At 66.9% G+C, this 14,369-nt stretch carries 17 protein-coding genes; 4 read left to right on the top strand and 13 right to left on the bottom strand.

Translation table 11 applies throughout. The features are described 5' to 3' along the window. Nucleotides 1-28: 28 nt before the first annotated feature. The 4 genes from glmS to glmU are packed head-to-tail and all read right to left on the bottom strand — an operon-like array spanning nucleotide 29 to nucleotide 3,879. Nucleotides 29-1,852 carry a glutamine--fructose-6-phosphate transaminase (isomerizing) gene (glmS, locus tag IE113_RS04185; protein WP_189539173.1) on the bottom strand — a complete coding sequence of 608 codons (1,824 nt, stop codon included), beginning with the start codon at nucleotides 1,850-1,852 and terminating at the stop codon, nucleotides 29-31. A gap of 14 nt (nucleotides 1,853-1,866) precedes the next feature. Beyond that, nucleotides 1,867-2,232 (bottom strand): type II toxin-antitoxin system VapC family toxin, encoded by a 366-nt coding sequence (locus IE113_RS04190; protein ID WP_189539174.1) that lies wholly within the window; start codon nucleotides 2,230-2,232, stop codon nucleotides 1,867-1,869. A gap of 3 nt (nucleotides 2,233-2,235) precedes the next feature. Continuing rightward, the gene (locus IE113_RS04195; RefSeq protein WP_189539175.1) at nucleotides 2,236-2,481 is read right to left on the bottom strand and encodes a ribbon-helix-helix domain-containing protein; all 246 of its coding nucleotides are present in this window, start codon (nucleotides 2,479-2,481) and stop codon (nucleotides 2,236-2,238) included. A 36-nt stretch (nucleotides 2,482-2,517) separates the two neighbouring features. Beyond that, entirely contained in the window at nucleotides 2,518-3,879 is a 1,362-nt protein-coding gene (glmU, locus tag IE113_RS04200; protein WP_189539176.1) for a bifunctional UDP-N-acetylglucosamine diphosphorylase/glucosamine-1-phosphate N-acetyltransferase GlmU, read from the bottom strand. 62 nt (nucleotides 3,880-3,941) lie between these two features. On the opposite strand from glmU, the gene IE113_RS04205 reads away from it, so the two are divergent. After that, nucleotides 3,942-4,604 (top strand): HAD-IA family hydrolase, encoded by a 663-nt coding sequence (locus IE113_RS04205; protein ID WP_189539177.1) that lies wholly within the window; start codon nucleotides 3,942-3,944, stop codon nucleotides 4,602-4,604. On the opposite strand, the gene IE113_RS04210 is transcribed toward IE113_RS04205, so the two are convergent. After that, nucleotides 4,601-6,229 (bottom strand): OprO/OprP family phosphate-selective porin, encoded by a 1,629-nt coding sequence (locus IE113_RS04210; RefSeq protein ID WP_189539178.1) that lies wholly within the window; start codon nucleotides 6,227-6,229, stop codon nucleotides 4,601-4,603. The genes IE113_RS04205 and IE113_RS04210 overlap by 4 nt on opposite strands. A gap of 210 nt (nucleotides 6,230-6,439) precedes the next feature. Between IE113_RS04210 and IE113_RS04215 the strand changes: the two genes are divergently transcribed. Further along, nucleotides 6,440-7,354: an SDR family NAD(P)-dependent oxidoreductase gene (locus IE113_RS04215; protein WP_189539179.1), complete on the top strand. Its 915-nt coding sequence runs from the start codon at nucleotides 6,440-6,442 to the stop codon at nucleotides 7,352-7,354. 272 nt (nucleotides 7,355-7,626) lie between these two features. On the opposite strand, the gene IE113_RS04220 is transcribed toward IE113_RS04215, so the two are convergent. The 4 genes from IE113_RS04220 to IE113_RS04235 are packed head-to-tail and all read right to left on the bottom strand — an operon-like array spanning nucleotide 7,627 to nucleotide 10,652. Further along, nucleotides 7,627-7,974: a DUF2794 domain-containing protein gene (locus IE113_RS04220; protein ID WP_189539180.1), complete on the bottom strand. Its 348-nt coding sequence runs from the start codon at nucleotides 7,972-7,974 to the stop codon at nucleotides 7,627-7,629. Then, complete coding sequence (epsC, locus tag IE113_RS04225) at nucleotides 7,971-8,681, bottom strand: serine O-acetyltransferase EpsC (RefSeq protein ID WP_189539181.1); 711 nt, start codon at nucleotides 8,679-8,681, stop codon at nucleotides 7,971-7,973. The genes IE113_RS04220 and epsC overlap by 4 nt, the downstream gene beginning before the upstream one ends. A gap of 58 nt (nucleotides 8,682-8,739) precedes the next feature. Then, nucleotides 8,740-9,357, bottom strand: a complete 618-nt coding sequence (locus IE113_RS04230) for a P-loop NTPase family protein (protein WP_189539182.1) — start codon at nucleotides 9,355-9,357, stop codon at nucleotides 8,740-8,742. A gap of 14 nt (nucleotides 9,358-9,371) precedes the next feature. Continuing rightward, the gene (locus IE113_RS04235; RefSeq protein ID WP_229822138.1) at nucleotides 9,372-10,652 is read right to left on the bottom strand and encodes a heavy-metal-associated domain-containing protein; all 1,281 of its coding nucleotides are present in this window, start codon (nucleotides 10,650-10,652) and stop codon (nucleotides 9,372-9,374) included. A 71-nt stretch (nucleotides 10,653-10,723) separates the two neighbouring features. Between IE113_RS04235 and purM the strand changes: the two genes are divergently transcribed. Further along, the gene (gene purM, locus IE113_RS04240; RefSeq protein ID WP_189539183.1) at nucleotides 10,724-11,815 is read left to right on the top strand and encodes a phosphoribosylformylglycinamidine cyclo-ligase; all 1,092 of its coding nucleotides are present in this window, start codon (nucleotides 10,724-10,726) and stop codon (nucleotides 11,813-11,815) included. Nucleotides 11,816-11,870: 55 nt separating this feature from the next. After that, the gene (gene purN / locus IE113_RS04245; protein WP_189539630.1) at nucleotides 11,871-12,773 is read left to right on the top strand and encodes a phosphoribosylglycinamide formyltransferase; all 903 of its coding nucleotides are present in this window, start codon (nucleotides 11,871-11,873) and stop codon (nucleotides 12,771-12,773) included. A 146-nt stretch (nucleotides 12,774-12,919) separates the two neighbouring features. Here purN and IE113_RS04250 read toward each other — a convergent pair whose 3' ends face one another. From IE113_RS04250 to IE113_RS04265, 4 genes are all read right to left on the bottom strand, one after another. Continuing rightward, nucleotides 12,920-13,165, bottom strand: coding sequence for a hypothetical protein (locus IE113_RS04250; RefSeq protein WP_189539184.1), 246 nt, complete (start codon nucleotides 13,163-13,165; stop codon nucleotides 12,920-12,922). Between the two features lie 103 nt (nucleotides 13,166-13,268). Beyond that, complete coding sequence (gene ndk / locus IE113_RS04255) at nucleotides 13,269-13,691, bottom strand: nucleoside-diphosphate kinase (protein WP_189539185.1); 423 nt, start codon at nucleotides 13,689-13,691, stop codon at nucleotides 13,269-13,271. A gap of 77 nt (nucleotides 13,692-13,768) precedes the next feature. Continuing rightward, the gene (locus IE113_RS04260) at nucleotides 13,769-14,203 is read right to left on the bottom strand and encodes a DNA polymerase III subunit chi (protein WP_189539186.1); all 435 of its coding nucleotides are present in this window, start codon (nucleotides 14,201-14,203) and stop codon (nucleotides 13,769-13,771) included. After that, complete coding sequence (locus IE113_RS04265) at nucleotides 14,204-14,368, bottom strand: DUF2256 domain-containing protein (RefSeq protein ID WP_189539187.1); 165 nt, start codon at nucleotides 14,366-14,368, stop codon at nucleotides 14,204-14,206. Nucleotide 14,369: the final 1 nt, after the last annotated feature.

Consider the following 14,369-nt stretch of genomic DNA (forward strand, 5'->3'; position numbering starts at 1 on the left):
AAGCCTGTCCGGCAATGGCGCGGTGAGGCTACTCCACCGTCACCGATTTCGCCAGGTTGCGCGGCTGGTCCACATCGGTGCCCTTCACGCAGGCAACGTGATAGGCCAGCAGCTGGACCGGCACGGCATAGACCAGCGGCGCGATCAGCGGGTGAACCTTGGGCATCTCGATCGTGGCCAGGCACCCCTCGCCCGCCTCGTCCAGCCCTTCGCGGTCGGAAATCAGCACGATCTTGCCGCCGCGCGCGCGCACTTCCTGCATGTTGGACACGGTCTTTTCGAACAGCGGCCCGGATGGCGCCAGCACGATTACCGGCACGGCTTCGTCGATCAGGGCGATGGGGCCGTGCTTCATTTCGCCGGCGGCATAGCCTTCGGCATGGATATAGCTGATTTCCTTCAGCTTCAGCGCCCCTTCCAGCGCCAGCGGATAGTCCTGCCCGCGCCCCAGGTAGAGCACGTCGCGCGCCGGGGCGATCAGCGGGGCAATCGCCGCGATCTCGTCGTCATGGTTCAGCGCGGCGTTGAGCGTGGAGGGCGTTTCGAGCAGCTGGGCGACGATTTCCGTCTCCTCCGCGCGGTCCATCCGCCCGCGCTTGACCGCCATGTTGGCGGCAAACGCGGCCAGCACTGCCAGCTGGCACGTGAACGCCTTGGTCGATGCAACGCCGATTTCCGGCCCGGCATGGGTCGGCAGCAGCAGGTCCGCCTCGCGCGCCATAGAACTGGTCGGCACGTTGACGACCACCGCGATGGTCTGCCCCGCCGCCTTGCAGTGGCGCAGCGCGGCAAGGGTATCGGCGGTTTCGCCCGACTGGCTGATGAACAGCGCCAGGCCGCCCGGCTCCAGCACGGGGTCGCGATAGCGGAACTCGCTGGCCACATCGATGTCCACCGGCAAGCGCGCGAACTGTTCCAGCCAGTATTTCGCCACCATCCCGGCATAGAAGCTGGTCCCGCAGGCGACGATAGTGACGCGGCTGATCTGGCTGAGATCAAAATCGAACTGCGGCAGCGCGACCGACTGGTCGACCTGGCGGATATAGGTCTTGAGCGTCTGCGCGACGACGGTTGGCTGCTCGAAGATCTCCTTCTGCATGAAGTGGCGGTAATTGCCCTTCTCGATCGCGGCGGCCGATGCGCCGGACGTGGTGACCGCGCGGGTGACGGGCTGGTTGTCCTTGTCAAAGATCTGCGCGCCTTCGCGCGTCACGATCACCCAGTCGCCCTCTTCCAGATAGGTGATCTTCTGGGTCAGCGGGGCCAGCGCCAGCGCGTCCGACCCCAGGTAGGTCTCGCCCTCGCCAAAGCCCAGTACCAGCGGCGATCCCAGCCGCGCCCCGATCAGCATGTCGGGATGCTGGCGGAACGCGATGGCCAGCGCGAACGCGCCGCGCAATTGCGGCAGCGCGGCCTGCACCGCTTCCGCCGGGGTCTTGCCCGCCTCGACCTGTTCGGAGATCAGGTGCGCGACGACTTCGGTATCGGTGTCGCTTTCAAACTTGTGCCCGCGCGCCTGCAGGGCTTCCTTCAGCTGGCGGAAATTCTCGATGATCCCGTTGTGGACCAGCGCCAGTTCCTTCGTCGCGTGGGGATGCGCGTTCGCGGCGGTCGGCGCGCCGTGGGTGGCCCAGCGGGTGTGGGCAATGCCGGTGGTGCCGGGCGCGGGATCGCGCGCCAGTTCGCGCACCAGCCCGATCAGCTTGCCCGGCGCGCGGCGGCGGATCAGTTGCCCGTCCGAAACCGTGCAGACGCCCGCGCTGTCATAACCGCGATATTCCATCCGCCGCAGCCCATCGACCAGCCGGTCTGCCACTTCTTCCTTGCCGACGATGCCGATAATGCCGCACATGGAACTTGCTTTCTCTAGAGGGTGTAAGGAACGCGGATACCCGGCATCTCTGCCGGAAAATCCTTTGTATTTCGTGTAATAAGGATCGCCCCGTTCACTTGCGCGGTGGCCAGGATATAGGCGTCCATCAGCTTCATCCGGCTGCGGTGGCGAATGTCCGCCGCCGCCATCGCAATGCGCGCGTCAATCTCGACAACCTCGAACGGGGCGATCAGCGCCCTCACCGTATCGCGGGTTTCCAGCGATTCCCCGGCAAGAATTTCGGTCCACACGACGCGGCTGATCCGGTTGACGTTATAGCGCGCCAGCTCGGCGCTGGCCTCGGGAACGTCTCGCAGCCAGTCGATCAGAATGTTGGTGTCGAAGAACGGGTCCGCCACCGCTCAGAGATCTTCGTAAGGGGTGCGATCTTCACGCAGGGCCCGCTGGTATTCCACCGCGTCACCAATATCGCTCCGGTGCTTCCAGTATCCGGCCCCGCGCCTGATCCAGTCCTTGTTATCGGCGTTCTGCACCAGGTGCATTCGGATCGCTTCCCGAATCTCCGCCGCACGCGACTTGCCATGGCGCTTGGCCAGCGCGTCGAGCTTTTCGATGTCTTCGTCGGGGATATCAACCAGGGTTCGCATGATATACTGATATCATATCATGATATCGCGTCAACCCTACCCCTTCTTCTCCGCCTTCTTCTTCTTCATGGCGTCGTGGAACCGGTCGGCCCAGCCGGGCTTGACCAGCTGTTCCGCGCGCACGATCCGCAGCTCGCCCGCGCCGACGTCGCGCGTTACCGCGCTGCCCGCGCCGACGATCGCGTCCGCGCCGATCTTCACCGGGGCGATCAGCGAGGAATTGGAGCCGATGAACGCGCGTTCGCCGATCACGGTCTTGTACTTGAAATAGCCGTCATAGTTGCACGTGATCGTGCCTGCGCCGATGTTCGCCCCTGCCCCCACTTCGGCATCGCCGATGTAGGACAAGTGGTTGGCCTTCGCGCCCTTGCCCATGGTCGCCTTCTTGACCTCGACGAAGTTGCCGACCTTGGCCTTTTCTTCCAGCACCGCGCCGGGGCGCAGGCGGGCATAGGGGCCGACTTCGACCCCGGTGGCAAGGCTGGCACCCTCGATATGGCAGAACGCGCGGATCTTCACGCCGTCGGCCACGGTCACGCCGGGGCCGAACACCACGTTGGGTTCAACCAGCACATCGCGGCCCAGCCGGGTATCCCACGCGAACCACACGGTTTCCGGCGCGACCAGCGTGGCGCCGTCATCCATCGCGGCGCGGCGGCGGCGCTGCTGCCAGCGACCCTCGGCCTCGGCCAGTTCGGCGCGGCTGTTGATACCCGCCACTTCGTCCGGGTCCTCGGTCGTCACCACGGCGCAGACGCGGCCATCGCCCAGCGCGATGTTGACCACATCGGGCAGGTAGTATTCGCCTTGCGCGTTGTCATTCCCGACCCGCGCCAGCAGCGCGAACAGGTCGGCGGCGCGCACTGCCATCAGGCCCGAATTGCACAAGTTGCAGGCGCGTTCCTCCGGGTCGGCGTCCTTGTATTCGACCATCTTCACGATCCGGTCGCCCACCGCGATCACGCGGCCATATTGCAGCGCGTCGTCCGGGGTGAAGCCCAGCACGACGACCGCGGGCTCATCGGCATCGTGGAGCCGTTCCAGCATCGCGCGCATGGTGTCTGCGGCCACGAAGGGCACATCGCCGTACAGGATCAGCACATCGCCGGCGAAGCCCGCCAGCGCGCTCTCGGCCTGTTGGACCGCATGGGCGGTGCCCAGTTGCGGGTCCTGCACCGCCAGGCTGGCGCGGCCGTTCAGCGCGGTTTCCAGCTGATCGCGCCCGCTGCCCACCACCACGACCTGCCGCGCCGGGGCCAGCGCAGCCACGCTGGCCAGCAGGTGTTCCAGCATCGGGCGGCCCGCAATCGGGTGCAGTACCTTGTGCAGGTCGCTTTTCATGCGGGTGCCCTTGCCCGCGGCAAGGACGATGACGGCAAGATCGGATTCAGCGCTCATGGTTCAGCGCCATGCCACCAAATGCTTGCCGTTTCCACAATCGCGCGGCAGGTGCAGGCCCGATGACGCAAATTCCCTTCCGGATCGTCGGGTTCGACCTTGACGGCACCCTGCTCGACACCTCGAAAGACCTTGGCGCGGCGGTCAACCACGCGCTGTCGCTGATTGGCCGCCCGCCCGTGCCGGACGAGGCGGTGTCAGGCCTGATCGGCGGGGGATCGCGGCTGATGCTGCGGCGCGCGCTGGCGCTGACCGGCGGGGACGAAGGGCTGGACGTGGAGGCGCTCTATGCCCCGCTGCTGGCGTTTTATGAGGACAACATCGCGGTCCATACCGCGCTCTATCCCGGCGGCGCGGCGATGCTCGATGCGCTGGACGATGCCGGCGTGGCCATCGCCATGGTCACCAACAAGCCTCAGCCACTGGCGGAAAAGCTGCTGGGCGAACTGGGCCTGATGCAGCGCTTTGCCTGCGTGATCGGCGGAGGCGGCGGGTTTCCGCTGAAACCCGCACCCGATGCGCTGCACGCGATGGTAGAGCGCGCGGGCGGCGGCGCGGCGGCCTATGTCGGTGATACCACGTTCGACACCGGCGCGGCCCGGGCGGCGGGCCTGCCCTGCGTCGCGGTCAGTTTCGGCTTCAACGACCTGCCGGTACACGATCTGGGCGCCGATGCGATGATTGACCACTTCGACGCCCTGATCCCGGCGCTGCGCCGCCTTTAGAAGTCGATCTGCAATCGCGACTGCAGCACGTTGACGCCATATTCGCGCTGATTGACCGGCAGGGTCGAAGCCGGGTCGACCAGCGCCGCAATCGGCCCGCCGCGCACTTCGATCCGGCCGTAGTTCAGCATGAAGCGGACATAGTCGGTCGCGTGCCAGTTCAGTCCCAGCAGATAGCTGGACTGGGTGCCCCCGCGGCCCAGGCGGCTGTTCAGCGCGGCCAGGCTGGTGGCGCCGGTGGTGAAGTTGTTGGTGACGCCGCCGGTCAGCGCATCGTCGGCCAGGTCCAGGTATTCATAGCGCGCCGCCAGCAGGAACGCGCCAGAGCCGCCCTTGCTGACCGGGTTCAGCACCTTGGTCCGCGCCCAGGTGCCGTCACCGCGCTTGTAGCCGCGCGTCTCGCCGGTCAGGAAATAGCCCACTTCGCCATAGGCCCCGAAGAAGCCGGGATTTTCCGTCGGCACGACCGCGCTGTTGCCGCCGCTGAAGACGTCGGCGCCGGTGGCCAGCTCACCCGCGCGATAGGCCTTGGTCTTCACCCACTGCGCTTCGCTGGACAGGTACAGCCCCTTGAAGATCGCCATCGCTTCCAGCCCCAGCACCTGGTCGCTGTGCGCGGCAAAGCTGCCGGTGTCGACAAACCGCACATCGGTTAGCTGGCTGTTCGGACGGGCGCGATAGCGGGCCAGCTGGTTGGTCGAGGGCATCGCCGTGCCGGTCGAGGTGCCGCCGGAAATGTTCGAGGCAAAATCGCGGTACTGATAGTTCAGGCCCAGGTGCAGCTGCCCGCCCAGCGCCTGCGGCGCATAGACCAGCCGCGCCGCGCCGATCCAGCCGTCGTTGTCCAGGCTGCCGTCGATCGCATGGCCGGTGAACAGGCCCAGTTCGGCACGCAGGTCGTTGTCCTTGGTGCGATAGGCCACTGCCGCACCCAGACGGCGGGCATTGATGAAGGCATCGTTGAAGGCTGCCCGCTCGATGAAGGTGTTGAAGTTCGAACTGGAAATCTGCTCCATCGAATTGAGCGATTCAAAGTTGCCGATGCGGACGCTGACTGGCGAATTGGCCGGGCTGTAGCTGATCTGGACATCGCCGAAGCCGACGCTGCTGTTGGCGAAATCGGCCTCCGCCTTGTATCCGAACCCGCCCGGCACGGTGCCTTCAAAGCCCAGGCGGGCGCGGCGCACGCGGCTGCGGGTGCCGAGATTGGCGTTGGTATAGGCGCCCGGCGAAGACACGGTGCCGGCATCGATGTGCAACCGGCCGCGCGGCTTGAACGACCAGCCGTCCTTGGTCGTCAGCTTGGGCGCGCCGTCCCACGTGATCTCGGTCGCGGGCTTGGCCGAGGCGGTGGCGGCGGGGACGGCGGCCGCGCTGGCCTTGGCGGCTTCGGCCTGGGCGATGGCGGTAGCGGCCTTGGCCTCGGCCGCATCGGCGCGGGCCTTGGCGGCGGCGAGATCGCCTTCCAGCGTGCCGACGCGCTGGTTCAGCTGTTCCAGCTGAGCCTGCATCGCCGCCAGCTGCTGCATCACGGCGTTATCCTTGGCGGCAGCGGCATGAACAGGCAGCGCCCATCCTGCGGCGAGCGCCAGTGCGATGGTCGAAGTGCGAAGCGTGCGGTTCATGGTCGGTGCCCCTCCAGGCGGCTGTGTTACGATTCGAAGGCGTATCTAAGACGAGAGCGTGACAGATATTTGACAGTGCGACGGCACCTGCCGCTACGGCAAGGCGGCTGGCATTATCCGCAGTTGAAAGGGGCGCGCCAACGTGTCAGTGACGCGCCGTTTCCTGCCGGTTTCAGGCGGGATCAACCCTTTTGCAGCGGAGCACACGATATGACGATTTCTTTCAAGGACCGCGTCGCGATTGTTACCGGCGCTGGCGGCGGCCTGGGCCGGACTTACGCGCTTGAACTGGCCCGGCGCGGCGCGAAGGTCGTCGTCAACGACCTCGGCGGTTCGCGCGACGGCACCGGCCATTCCGACGCCGCGCTGAAGGTGGTCGAGGAAATCAAGGCCTTCGGCGGTGAAGCCATGTCGAACGGCGGCAACGTTGCCGACCTGGAGCAGATGACCGAAATGGTCGCCAAGGCGAAGGAAGCCTGGGGCGGCGTCCACGTGCTGATCAACAACGCCGGCATCCTGCGCGACAAGAGCTTCGCCAAGATGACCATGGACGATTTCAAGCTGGTCGTGGACGTCCACCTGATCGGCAGCGCCAACTGCACCAAGGCGGTATGGGAAACCATGCGCGAGCAGAACTATGGCCGCATCCTGATGACCGCATCGTCCACCGGCCTGTTCGGCAACTTCGGCCAGGCCAACTATGGCGCGGCCAAGCTGGGCCTGGCTGGCCTGACCAAGACGCTCTACCTCGAAGGCGCGAAGAACAACATCCGCGTCAACACGCTGGCCCCGGTCGCCGGCACCCGCATGACCGAGGACCTGGGCATGCCCGAAGCCCTGTTCAACGCGCTGAAGCCTGAAAACGTCGCCCCGGCGGCGCTGTTCCTAGTCAGCGAAGATGCTCCCACCAACATGATCGTCGGCGCCGGCGCGGGTGCCTACCACGCCTCGTTCATCACCCTGACGCCGGGCGTGGCCCTGCCCGAAGCGGAACGCACCCCCGAGGGCATCGCGGCCCACTGGGACCAGATCATCGACCGCACCGGCGAAATCGTGCCGCAGTCGGGCGGCGAACAGTCGGGCGTGGTGATGGCCGCGCTGAACAAGATCGGCGGCCTCGGCTGATCCAGCCGCGCCTTACCGGCTAAACAACACCGCGCGAAACGGCGATGCCCGTTCCGCGCGGTTTCTGTTTGGGGAGCAGTCAGGGTGATGGCTCGCCCCGCAAGCGCAATCTCAATGCACGCTCCCTCCAACCCCTTCACCCCGGACTAGATCCGGGGTCCAGCTTGGTCTGATGGCGCTTGCGGGCCTGATTAGCTGGACGGAAAAACCGCAGCGGGACCCCGGATCAAGTCCGGGGTGACGGGCGCGTGGCGGATGGTGGGAGTGACCCCCTACTCTTTAACCAGTTTCACCAGCCGCCGCTCAACCGGGGAGAGCACGCTGGCGAGGTCGTGCCCGCGTTTCAGCACCTGGCCCATCTCGCCATAGAGCACCCACATCCCCTGTTTCGCGCGCAGGGCGGGGCGTTTTTCCAGGCGGCTCTGGGGGTATTCGGCGGCGCGGCGATAGGCGCAGAAGATCGCCGCGTCTTTCGTGAAGTCCATCGCGTAATCGCGCCACTCCCCCGCCGCGACCATGCGGCCGTAGAGATCGAGGATACGCAGCAATTCGGCGCGGTCAAAACCGACCTGAGTGGGCTGGGCAGCCGGGCCGGGAAACGGGGTGACGACCGCGCTCAAGCGCTTTTCTTGCCCTTTGCCTTCGCGGCGGCCGCAGCCTTGGCCGCTTCGCGTTCATCCAGCAATTCGGCCAGCCGCTTTTGCAGGACCTGCATTTCGCACTGGAGCAGTTCCAGCTTTTGCGTCGCGGGATCGAACCGGTCGGAGCACGGCGTGCCATAGGGCACGAAGTTCTGGGTTTCGGGCTTCACCTCGACCAGCATCTGCTTGGCCGGGATGCCGACCATCGTCGCGCCTTCGGGCACGTCCTTGGTCACCACCGCGTTGGCGCCGATGCGCGCGCCCGCGCCGACGTGGATCGGGCCGAGGATCGCCGCACCCAGACTGATGATCGCGCCGTCGCCAATGGTCGGGTGACGCTTGCCGCCCACGCCGCTGGTGGGGTTGGTGCCGCCCAGGGTGGAGCCCTGGTACATCGTCACGTTATCGCCGATTTCGGCGGTTTCCCCGATCACCACGAAGCCGTGGTCGACAAAGAAGTTCTTGCCGATACTCGCGCCGGGATGGATGTCGATCGAGGTCATGAACCGCGCAAAGTGGTTGACCACCCGCGCGAGAAAGAACAGCCGCGCCTTGAACAGGCGATGCGCGATCTTGTGAAAGCCCAGCGCCCAGACGCCGGGATACAGCAGCACTTCCCAGCGCGAACGGGGCGCGGGATCGCGGGCGACAATCGAGTCGATATAGCTGAACAGACGTCCCGGCATGGTTCCCCTCTTGTCCCACGCGCCTTGCTGGAAAGCAAGGTTTGCTATTGCCGCGCTCTCAAAACAGGCGCGGTTCCTGCGGCCCCATCAGCTCTTCCAGCGCATCGCGCCAGACCGACAGCGTGGGGGCCTGCTTGCGTTCCAGGCTGATCCGGTCAATCGCCTCGACCAGCCGCTCCACCCCCATGTGGGAACGCTCGGCGCGCGGCACAAGATAGGCGCAGGCATCGGGACCAAGCACGATCCCGCGCTGCTCTGCGTGCAGTTCGATCAACTCCGCCAGCATCGCGTCATCCGGCGCGCCGATCTGCAGGTGCAGCGCCGCGCCGAGGCGCGAGGCAAGATCGGGCAGGCGGATGGTCCACGCCCCCTCCGCCGCGCTGCTGGTAAGAAGCAGCGGCACGCCGCTTTCCTGCGCGCGGTTCCAGCGGTGAAACAGTTCCGTCTCGTCCATCCGGTCGGCATCGTCGATCGCCTCGCCCACGCCCGATTCGGCGAACCAGCGCGCGATCAGCGATTTGCCGGAGCGCGGCGGTCCGAACAGGATCGCGGTGCGGAACGGCCAGGTGGCAGCGGCGGCCATGGCTTCCAGCGCGGCGCGGTTGGCATTGCCGACGACGATCCGCGTCGGGCCATCCGCCCCGCCCGGTGCCAGGGGAAGTGCAATCTGGCTCATGCCCGAAAAGCCGCCTAGCGCCGGATCGAAAGCGCGTTGCTGCCGACCGAGACCTGCCACCCGCGCGCGCGCAGCGCGGCGGCCAGCGCGCTGAGTTCGCCCGCATAGGACACGCGCATCACCGAAGTGCCGCCCATCGCCAGGCTGGTGGTCGAAGCGCCCTGCACCCCCGGCGCGCCGCGCACCGCGGCCAGCGCGGCATCGACCGCGCCCGCATCGGGCGAGGCGAACTGGATCGTGATCGTGCTGGCAGGGGCTGCGGCGGCGGTGGGCGTGGCGGATGGCGTTGCCCCGTCGGTCGGCGCGGTCCCGGCCTGCTTGGCCTGTTCCAGCGCCTGCGCCCGCTGCACCAGCGCGACCAGCGCCGGATCCATGCCCGAACCCTGCCGGATCGTGGGATCAGGCTTCAGCAGGCCCTGCTCCAGCGCGCGGGTATAGGCGGCATCGATCCGCACCACGGCGTCGGCCAGCATCCGGGTAACCCCGGCCTCGTCATTGGCGGTGAGCGTGAAGGATTCGAGGAACGTCCGATCCGGGCCATAGCGCGCCGTGAACGTGCCGCGCACCGGGCCACCGGGCCATTGCCGTTCCAGCCGCGCCTCGGGCACGATCACGTCGGCCGCGCCGAACTGGTCGAGCACGTTGTGCCACCATGCCCGGCTGCGGCGGGCGGGCTGACCGGCGGTGACCAGCAGCGAATCGCCGCCCGCGCCGCTGGGGCGCACGTAATCGATCGGACTGGTACCGCCGCGAAACTGTGCCCACGCGTTCTGCCAGGGCCCGCGCACTTCGAACACTTGCGCTACGCCGCCCGAATAGAGCACCGGGATCACCAGCAGCGGGGCCGAGCGCGCCCGCGCGCCCGTGGCGACGCCGCCGATATACTGCCCGGCGCGCGCCCGGTCGAACACGATGGTCAGCGTGGCGATATAGCGGCGGGGGCCGATCTGCTCACGCTCGATCACCACGGCCGTGACCATGCTTTCGATCGTGCCGTCGGCCATCGGTGCGCCGCCCGCCTTGATCCATGCTTGTTTTTGCGCGGCTTTCCAGCCGGCCAGCCGCGCTTCCCAGCCGGTCTTGCCAGTGGTGTTGACTGCGATTCCGGTGATTTCGATGTCGCTGGAGGTGGCCACGGGCAGAATGCCGCGCTCCCCCTCGACTTGCGCGATCAGCCGCGCGGGACCGATGGCGACGAGCGCCACGGCCAGCGCCACGCCAAGCCCGCCCAGCAGGGTGGCGGCGGGTCCGGGCCGCCAGCGGCCGAGGTGCGAAAGGGTCAGGTTGGGTGTCATCGGGGAAAACCGAGGGCCTTTTGCCCAAACGGCGATGGAAATCCAAGCCGGAAAGCGTTAGGCGCCCAAACATGTCTGAAAAGTCTTACAGCTACGAGCAGGCCGGCGTGTCGATTGCCGCCGGTAATGCCTTGGTCAAAGCCATTGCGCCGCTGGCGAAAGCCACTGCGCGGCCCGGCGCGGATGCGGAACTGGGGGGCTTTGGCGGGTTCTTCGATCTGAAGGCCGCCGGTTACACCGATCCGCTGCTGGTCGCCGCGAACGACGGCGTCGGCACCAAGGTGAAGCTGGCGATCGACCATGACCGCCATGACAGAATCGGGATCGACCTGGTCGCGATGTGCGTCAACGACCTGATCGTGCAAGGCGCAGAGCCGCTGTTCTTCCTCGACTATTTCGCCACCGGCAAGCTCGACAGCGGCGTCGCCGAACGCGTCGTCGCGGGGATCGCCGATGGCTGCAGGATTTCGGGCTGCGCGCTGATCGGCGGCGAAACGGCGGAAATGCCGGGGATGTATGCCGCCGGGGACTATGACCTGGCAGGCTTCTGCGTCGGCGCGGTGGAGCGCGGGCAGCAACTGACCGGGGACCGGGTCGCTGCGGGCGATGTTCTCCTCGGCCTCGCCAGTTCGGGCGTTCATTCCAACGGCTATTCGCTGGTCCGGCGGCTGGCGGCGGACAAGGGCTGGAAGCTGGACCGCCCCGCCCTGTTCGACGCCGACCGGCTGCTGATCGACCACCTGATCGAACCGACCCGCATCTACGTGAAAAGCCTGCTGCCGGTGATCCGCTCTGGCCGGATCCACGCGCTAGCGCACATCACCGGCGGTGGTCTGCTGGAAAACGTCCCCCGCGTCCTGCCCAAGGGACTGCACGCGCGGATCGACGCCGACGCGTGGGAACAGCCCCGGCTGATGGCGTTCCTGCAGGCGCAGGGCAACATCGAACCGGGCGAGATGGCGCGCACGTTCAACTGCGGCATCGGCATGGTGCTGGCCGTGGCGGCGGACGATGTCGCCAGCGTGCAGGCCGATCTGGTCGCGGCGGGCGAAACGGTCCACGTAATCGGCGCGATCGAGCCGGGTGAACGGGGCTGCACCGTGCAGGGCAGCGCTGAGGCGTGGAGCGCCCGCGCTGCGTGGGAAGCCGTGCATCTTGCCTGAACAGGCGCCTGAACGGGCCAAAGTCGCCGTCCTGATTTCAGGCAGCGGCACCAACATGGCCGCGCTGCTCTATGCCAGCCGCGCGCCCGATTGCCCGTACGAGATCGTGCTGGTCGCCAGCAACAACCCGGACGCAGGCGGCCTCGCGCTCGCGGCAGCCGAGGGCGTGGCGACTTTCGCCCTGCCGCACAAGGGGATGGCCCGCGCCGACCACGACGCCGCGATGGACGCCGCGATCCGGGCCAGCGGCGCGCAATATGTCGCGCTGGCCGGGTACATGCGCATCCTCACCCCGGAATTCGTCAGCGGCTGGGAAGGCCGGATGGTCAACATCCACCCCTCGCTGCTGCCCAAGTACACCGGCCTCCACACCCATGACCGCGCGCTGGCGGCGGGTGACAGCCACGGCGGCTGCACCGTCCATCTGGTCACGGCCGAGCTGGATGAAGGCCCCATGCTGGGCCAGACGGCAGTGGCGATCCTGCCCGGCGACACCGCCGACAGCCTGGCCGCGCGGGTACTGATCGCGGAACACCAGCTCTATTCGCGCTGCCTCTCCGCCCTCGTCGCGCGCGGCAACGATCCCGTGTGGCTGCTGGAGCGGGTCCGCGAACTGGCCCTCGCCCTGCCCGAGGTCGAGGAACGCCCCAGCCACGGCTCCCCCGGCTGGCGGGTGGGCGGCAAGTATTTCGCCCACTTCAACGACCAGCACCACGGCACGCCGCACATCGCCCTGCTGGCCAAGACCAGCGGCGCGGACGAGCTGGACGGATTGGTGGAAAGCCAGCCCCACGCCTATTTCCGCCCGGCCTATTACGGCGCAGCGGGCTGGGTTGGCGTGATCCTGAACCAGCCGGACGTCGACTGGGACGGCGTGGCCCAATGGCTGGCCCGCAGCTGGCGCAGCGTGGCTCCGAAAAAGCTGACGGCGCTGATGGACGCGGCGGACGCGTTTTAGGCCGGGATATCCACTTCAACCGTCACCCCGGACTTGATCCGGGGTCAGGCTGCTTTGGCCAGCATTGCCGCAACCTGCACCGTTGCCGACGAAAAGCCCAGCCCCGGGTCAAGCCCGGGGCGACGAGATGTAGGTTGGGAACTTCCCTAAATCTCGCTCTCCTCCACCACCGGGCGGCTTTCGCGGGTGCCCTTGTAGCGCGCCTCCGGTTCGTTTTCGCCCGGTGAAATCACCACGTAATCGTCGTGAACCTCGATCAGCTGGCCGACGAAGGGGAAGCCCTCGAAATTGCCGGTCACGCGGTAGCTGACGGTATCGCCGACCTTGAACGTCGCCGGATCGAAGTTGAATTCGAACGGGCAATCCTCGCCGCCCGCGCCCATGCCTTTCATTGCGTCTCTCCTTTGCGGGGCAGGATAGGCTGAACCGCGCGCAAAAGGAAAGGGCCGCCGGATCGCTCCGGCGGCCCTTTCCTGAAACGGTGAACCAGATGGTTCAGCCGACGATTTCTTCCGGCTTGAAGAAGAAGGCGATTTCGATCGCCGCGTTCTCTTCCGAGTCCGAACCGTGGACGGTGTTCTCACCGATCGACAGCGCGAAGGTCTTGCGGATGGTGCCTTCGGCGGCGTCGGCCGGGTTGGTGGCGCCCATCACTTCACGATTGCGGGCCACGGCGTCTTCGCCTTCCAGCACCTGCACGACGACCGGTTCGCTCATCATGAAATCGCACAGTTCGCCGAAGAAGGGGCGATCCTTGTGGACCGCGTAGAAGCCTTCGGCCTGTTCGCGGGTCATGTGGATGCGCTTGGACGCAACGACGCGCAGGCCGGCTTCTTCCAGCTTCGCGGTGACCGCACCGGTCAGGTTGCGGCGCGTGGCGTCGGGCTTGATGATCGAGAAGGTGCGGGTGACCGCCATGATGTTATCCTTGCAGAAAATTGCGGGAGGGTGTGGTTGGCGCGGCCCCTAGCGGGGATTGCGCCGCGCTGCAACATTCATGCAGCCTTGATCCAGCGCCCGTCCTCCTGCCGCCAGAAATTGCGTTCCAGCCCGGCGTGACTGCCCAGACTGCGCCACACGCCGCGTGCGTCGTCGATGCTGGCATTGTCGAACAGCAGGAACGCGCGCTCATACTCCAGCGCCTCGTCCAGCCAGCGGCCATCAGCCATGGCGATATAGCGCGCGCCATTGGTGGCATCGGGCACATCGGCCAGCAGCACCGGCTGGCGCGCGTCATGCGGACCGCCCGCCAGCCCATGCGCCAGAAAGCTGTCCTTCAGCGCCCACAGCGCCTGGCTGAGCCGCTGGGTGAGGTCGGCATCGGCGGAAACGACCAGCAACCGTTCCCCCAGTTTCAGCGTGTTGCGCGCGATCAGCGGCAGGGCGCCTTCCGCGCCGCCCTGCCCCAGCTGATAGAAATCCACGCGCATTCAGGCCTGATCCTTTTTCGCGCCGCCTTTGCCGCTGCGGCAGCGGTCGGAACAATAGCGCACGTTGTCCCAGTCACGCTCCCATTTCTTGCGCCACGTGAACGGCAATCCGCACGCGGCGCAAGTCTTGGTCGGCAGGTCGCTCTTGCGCCGCATGCGCGGCATG

Source organism: Novosphingobium arvoryzae, from assembly GCF_014652615.1.
Lineage (GTDB): Bacteria > Pseudomonadota > Alphaproteobacteria > Sphingomonadales > Sphingomonadaceae > Novosphingobium > Novosphingobium arvoryzae.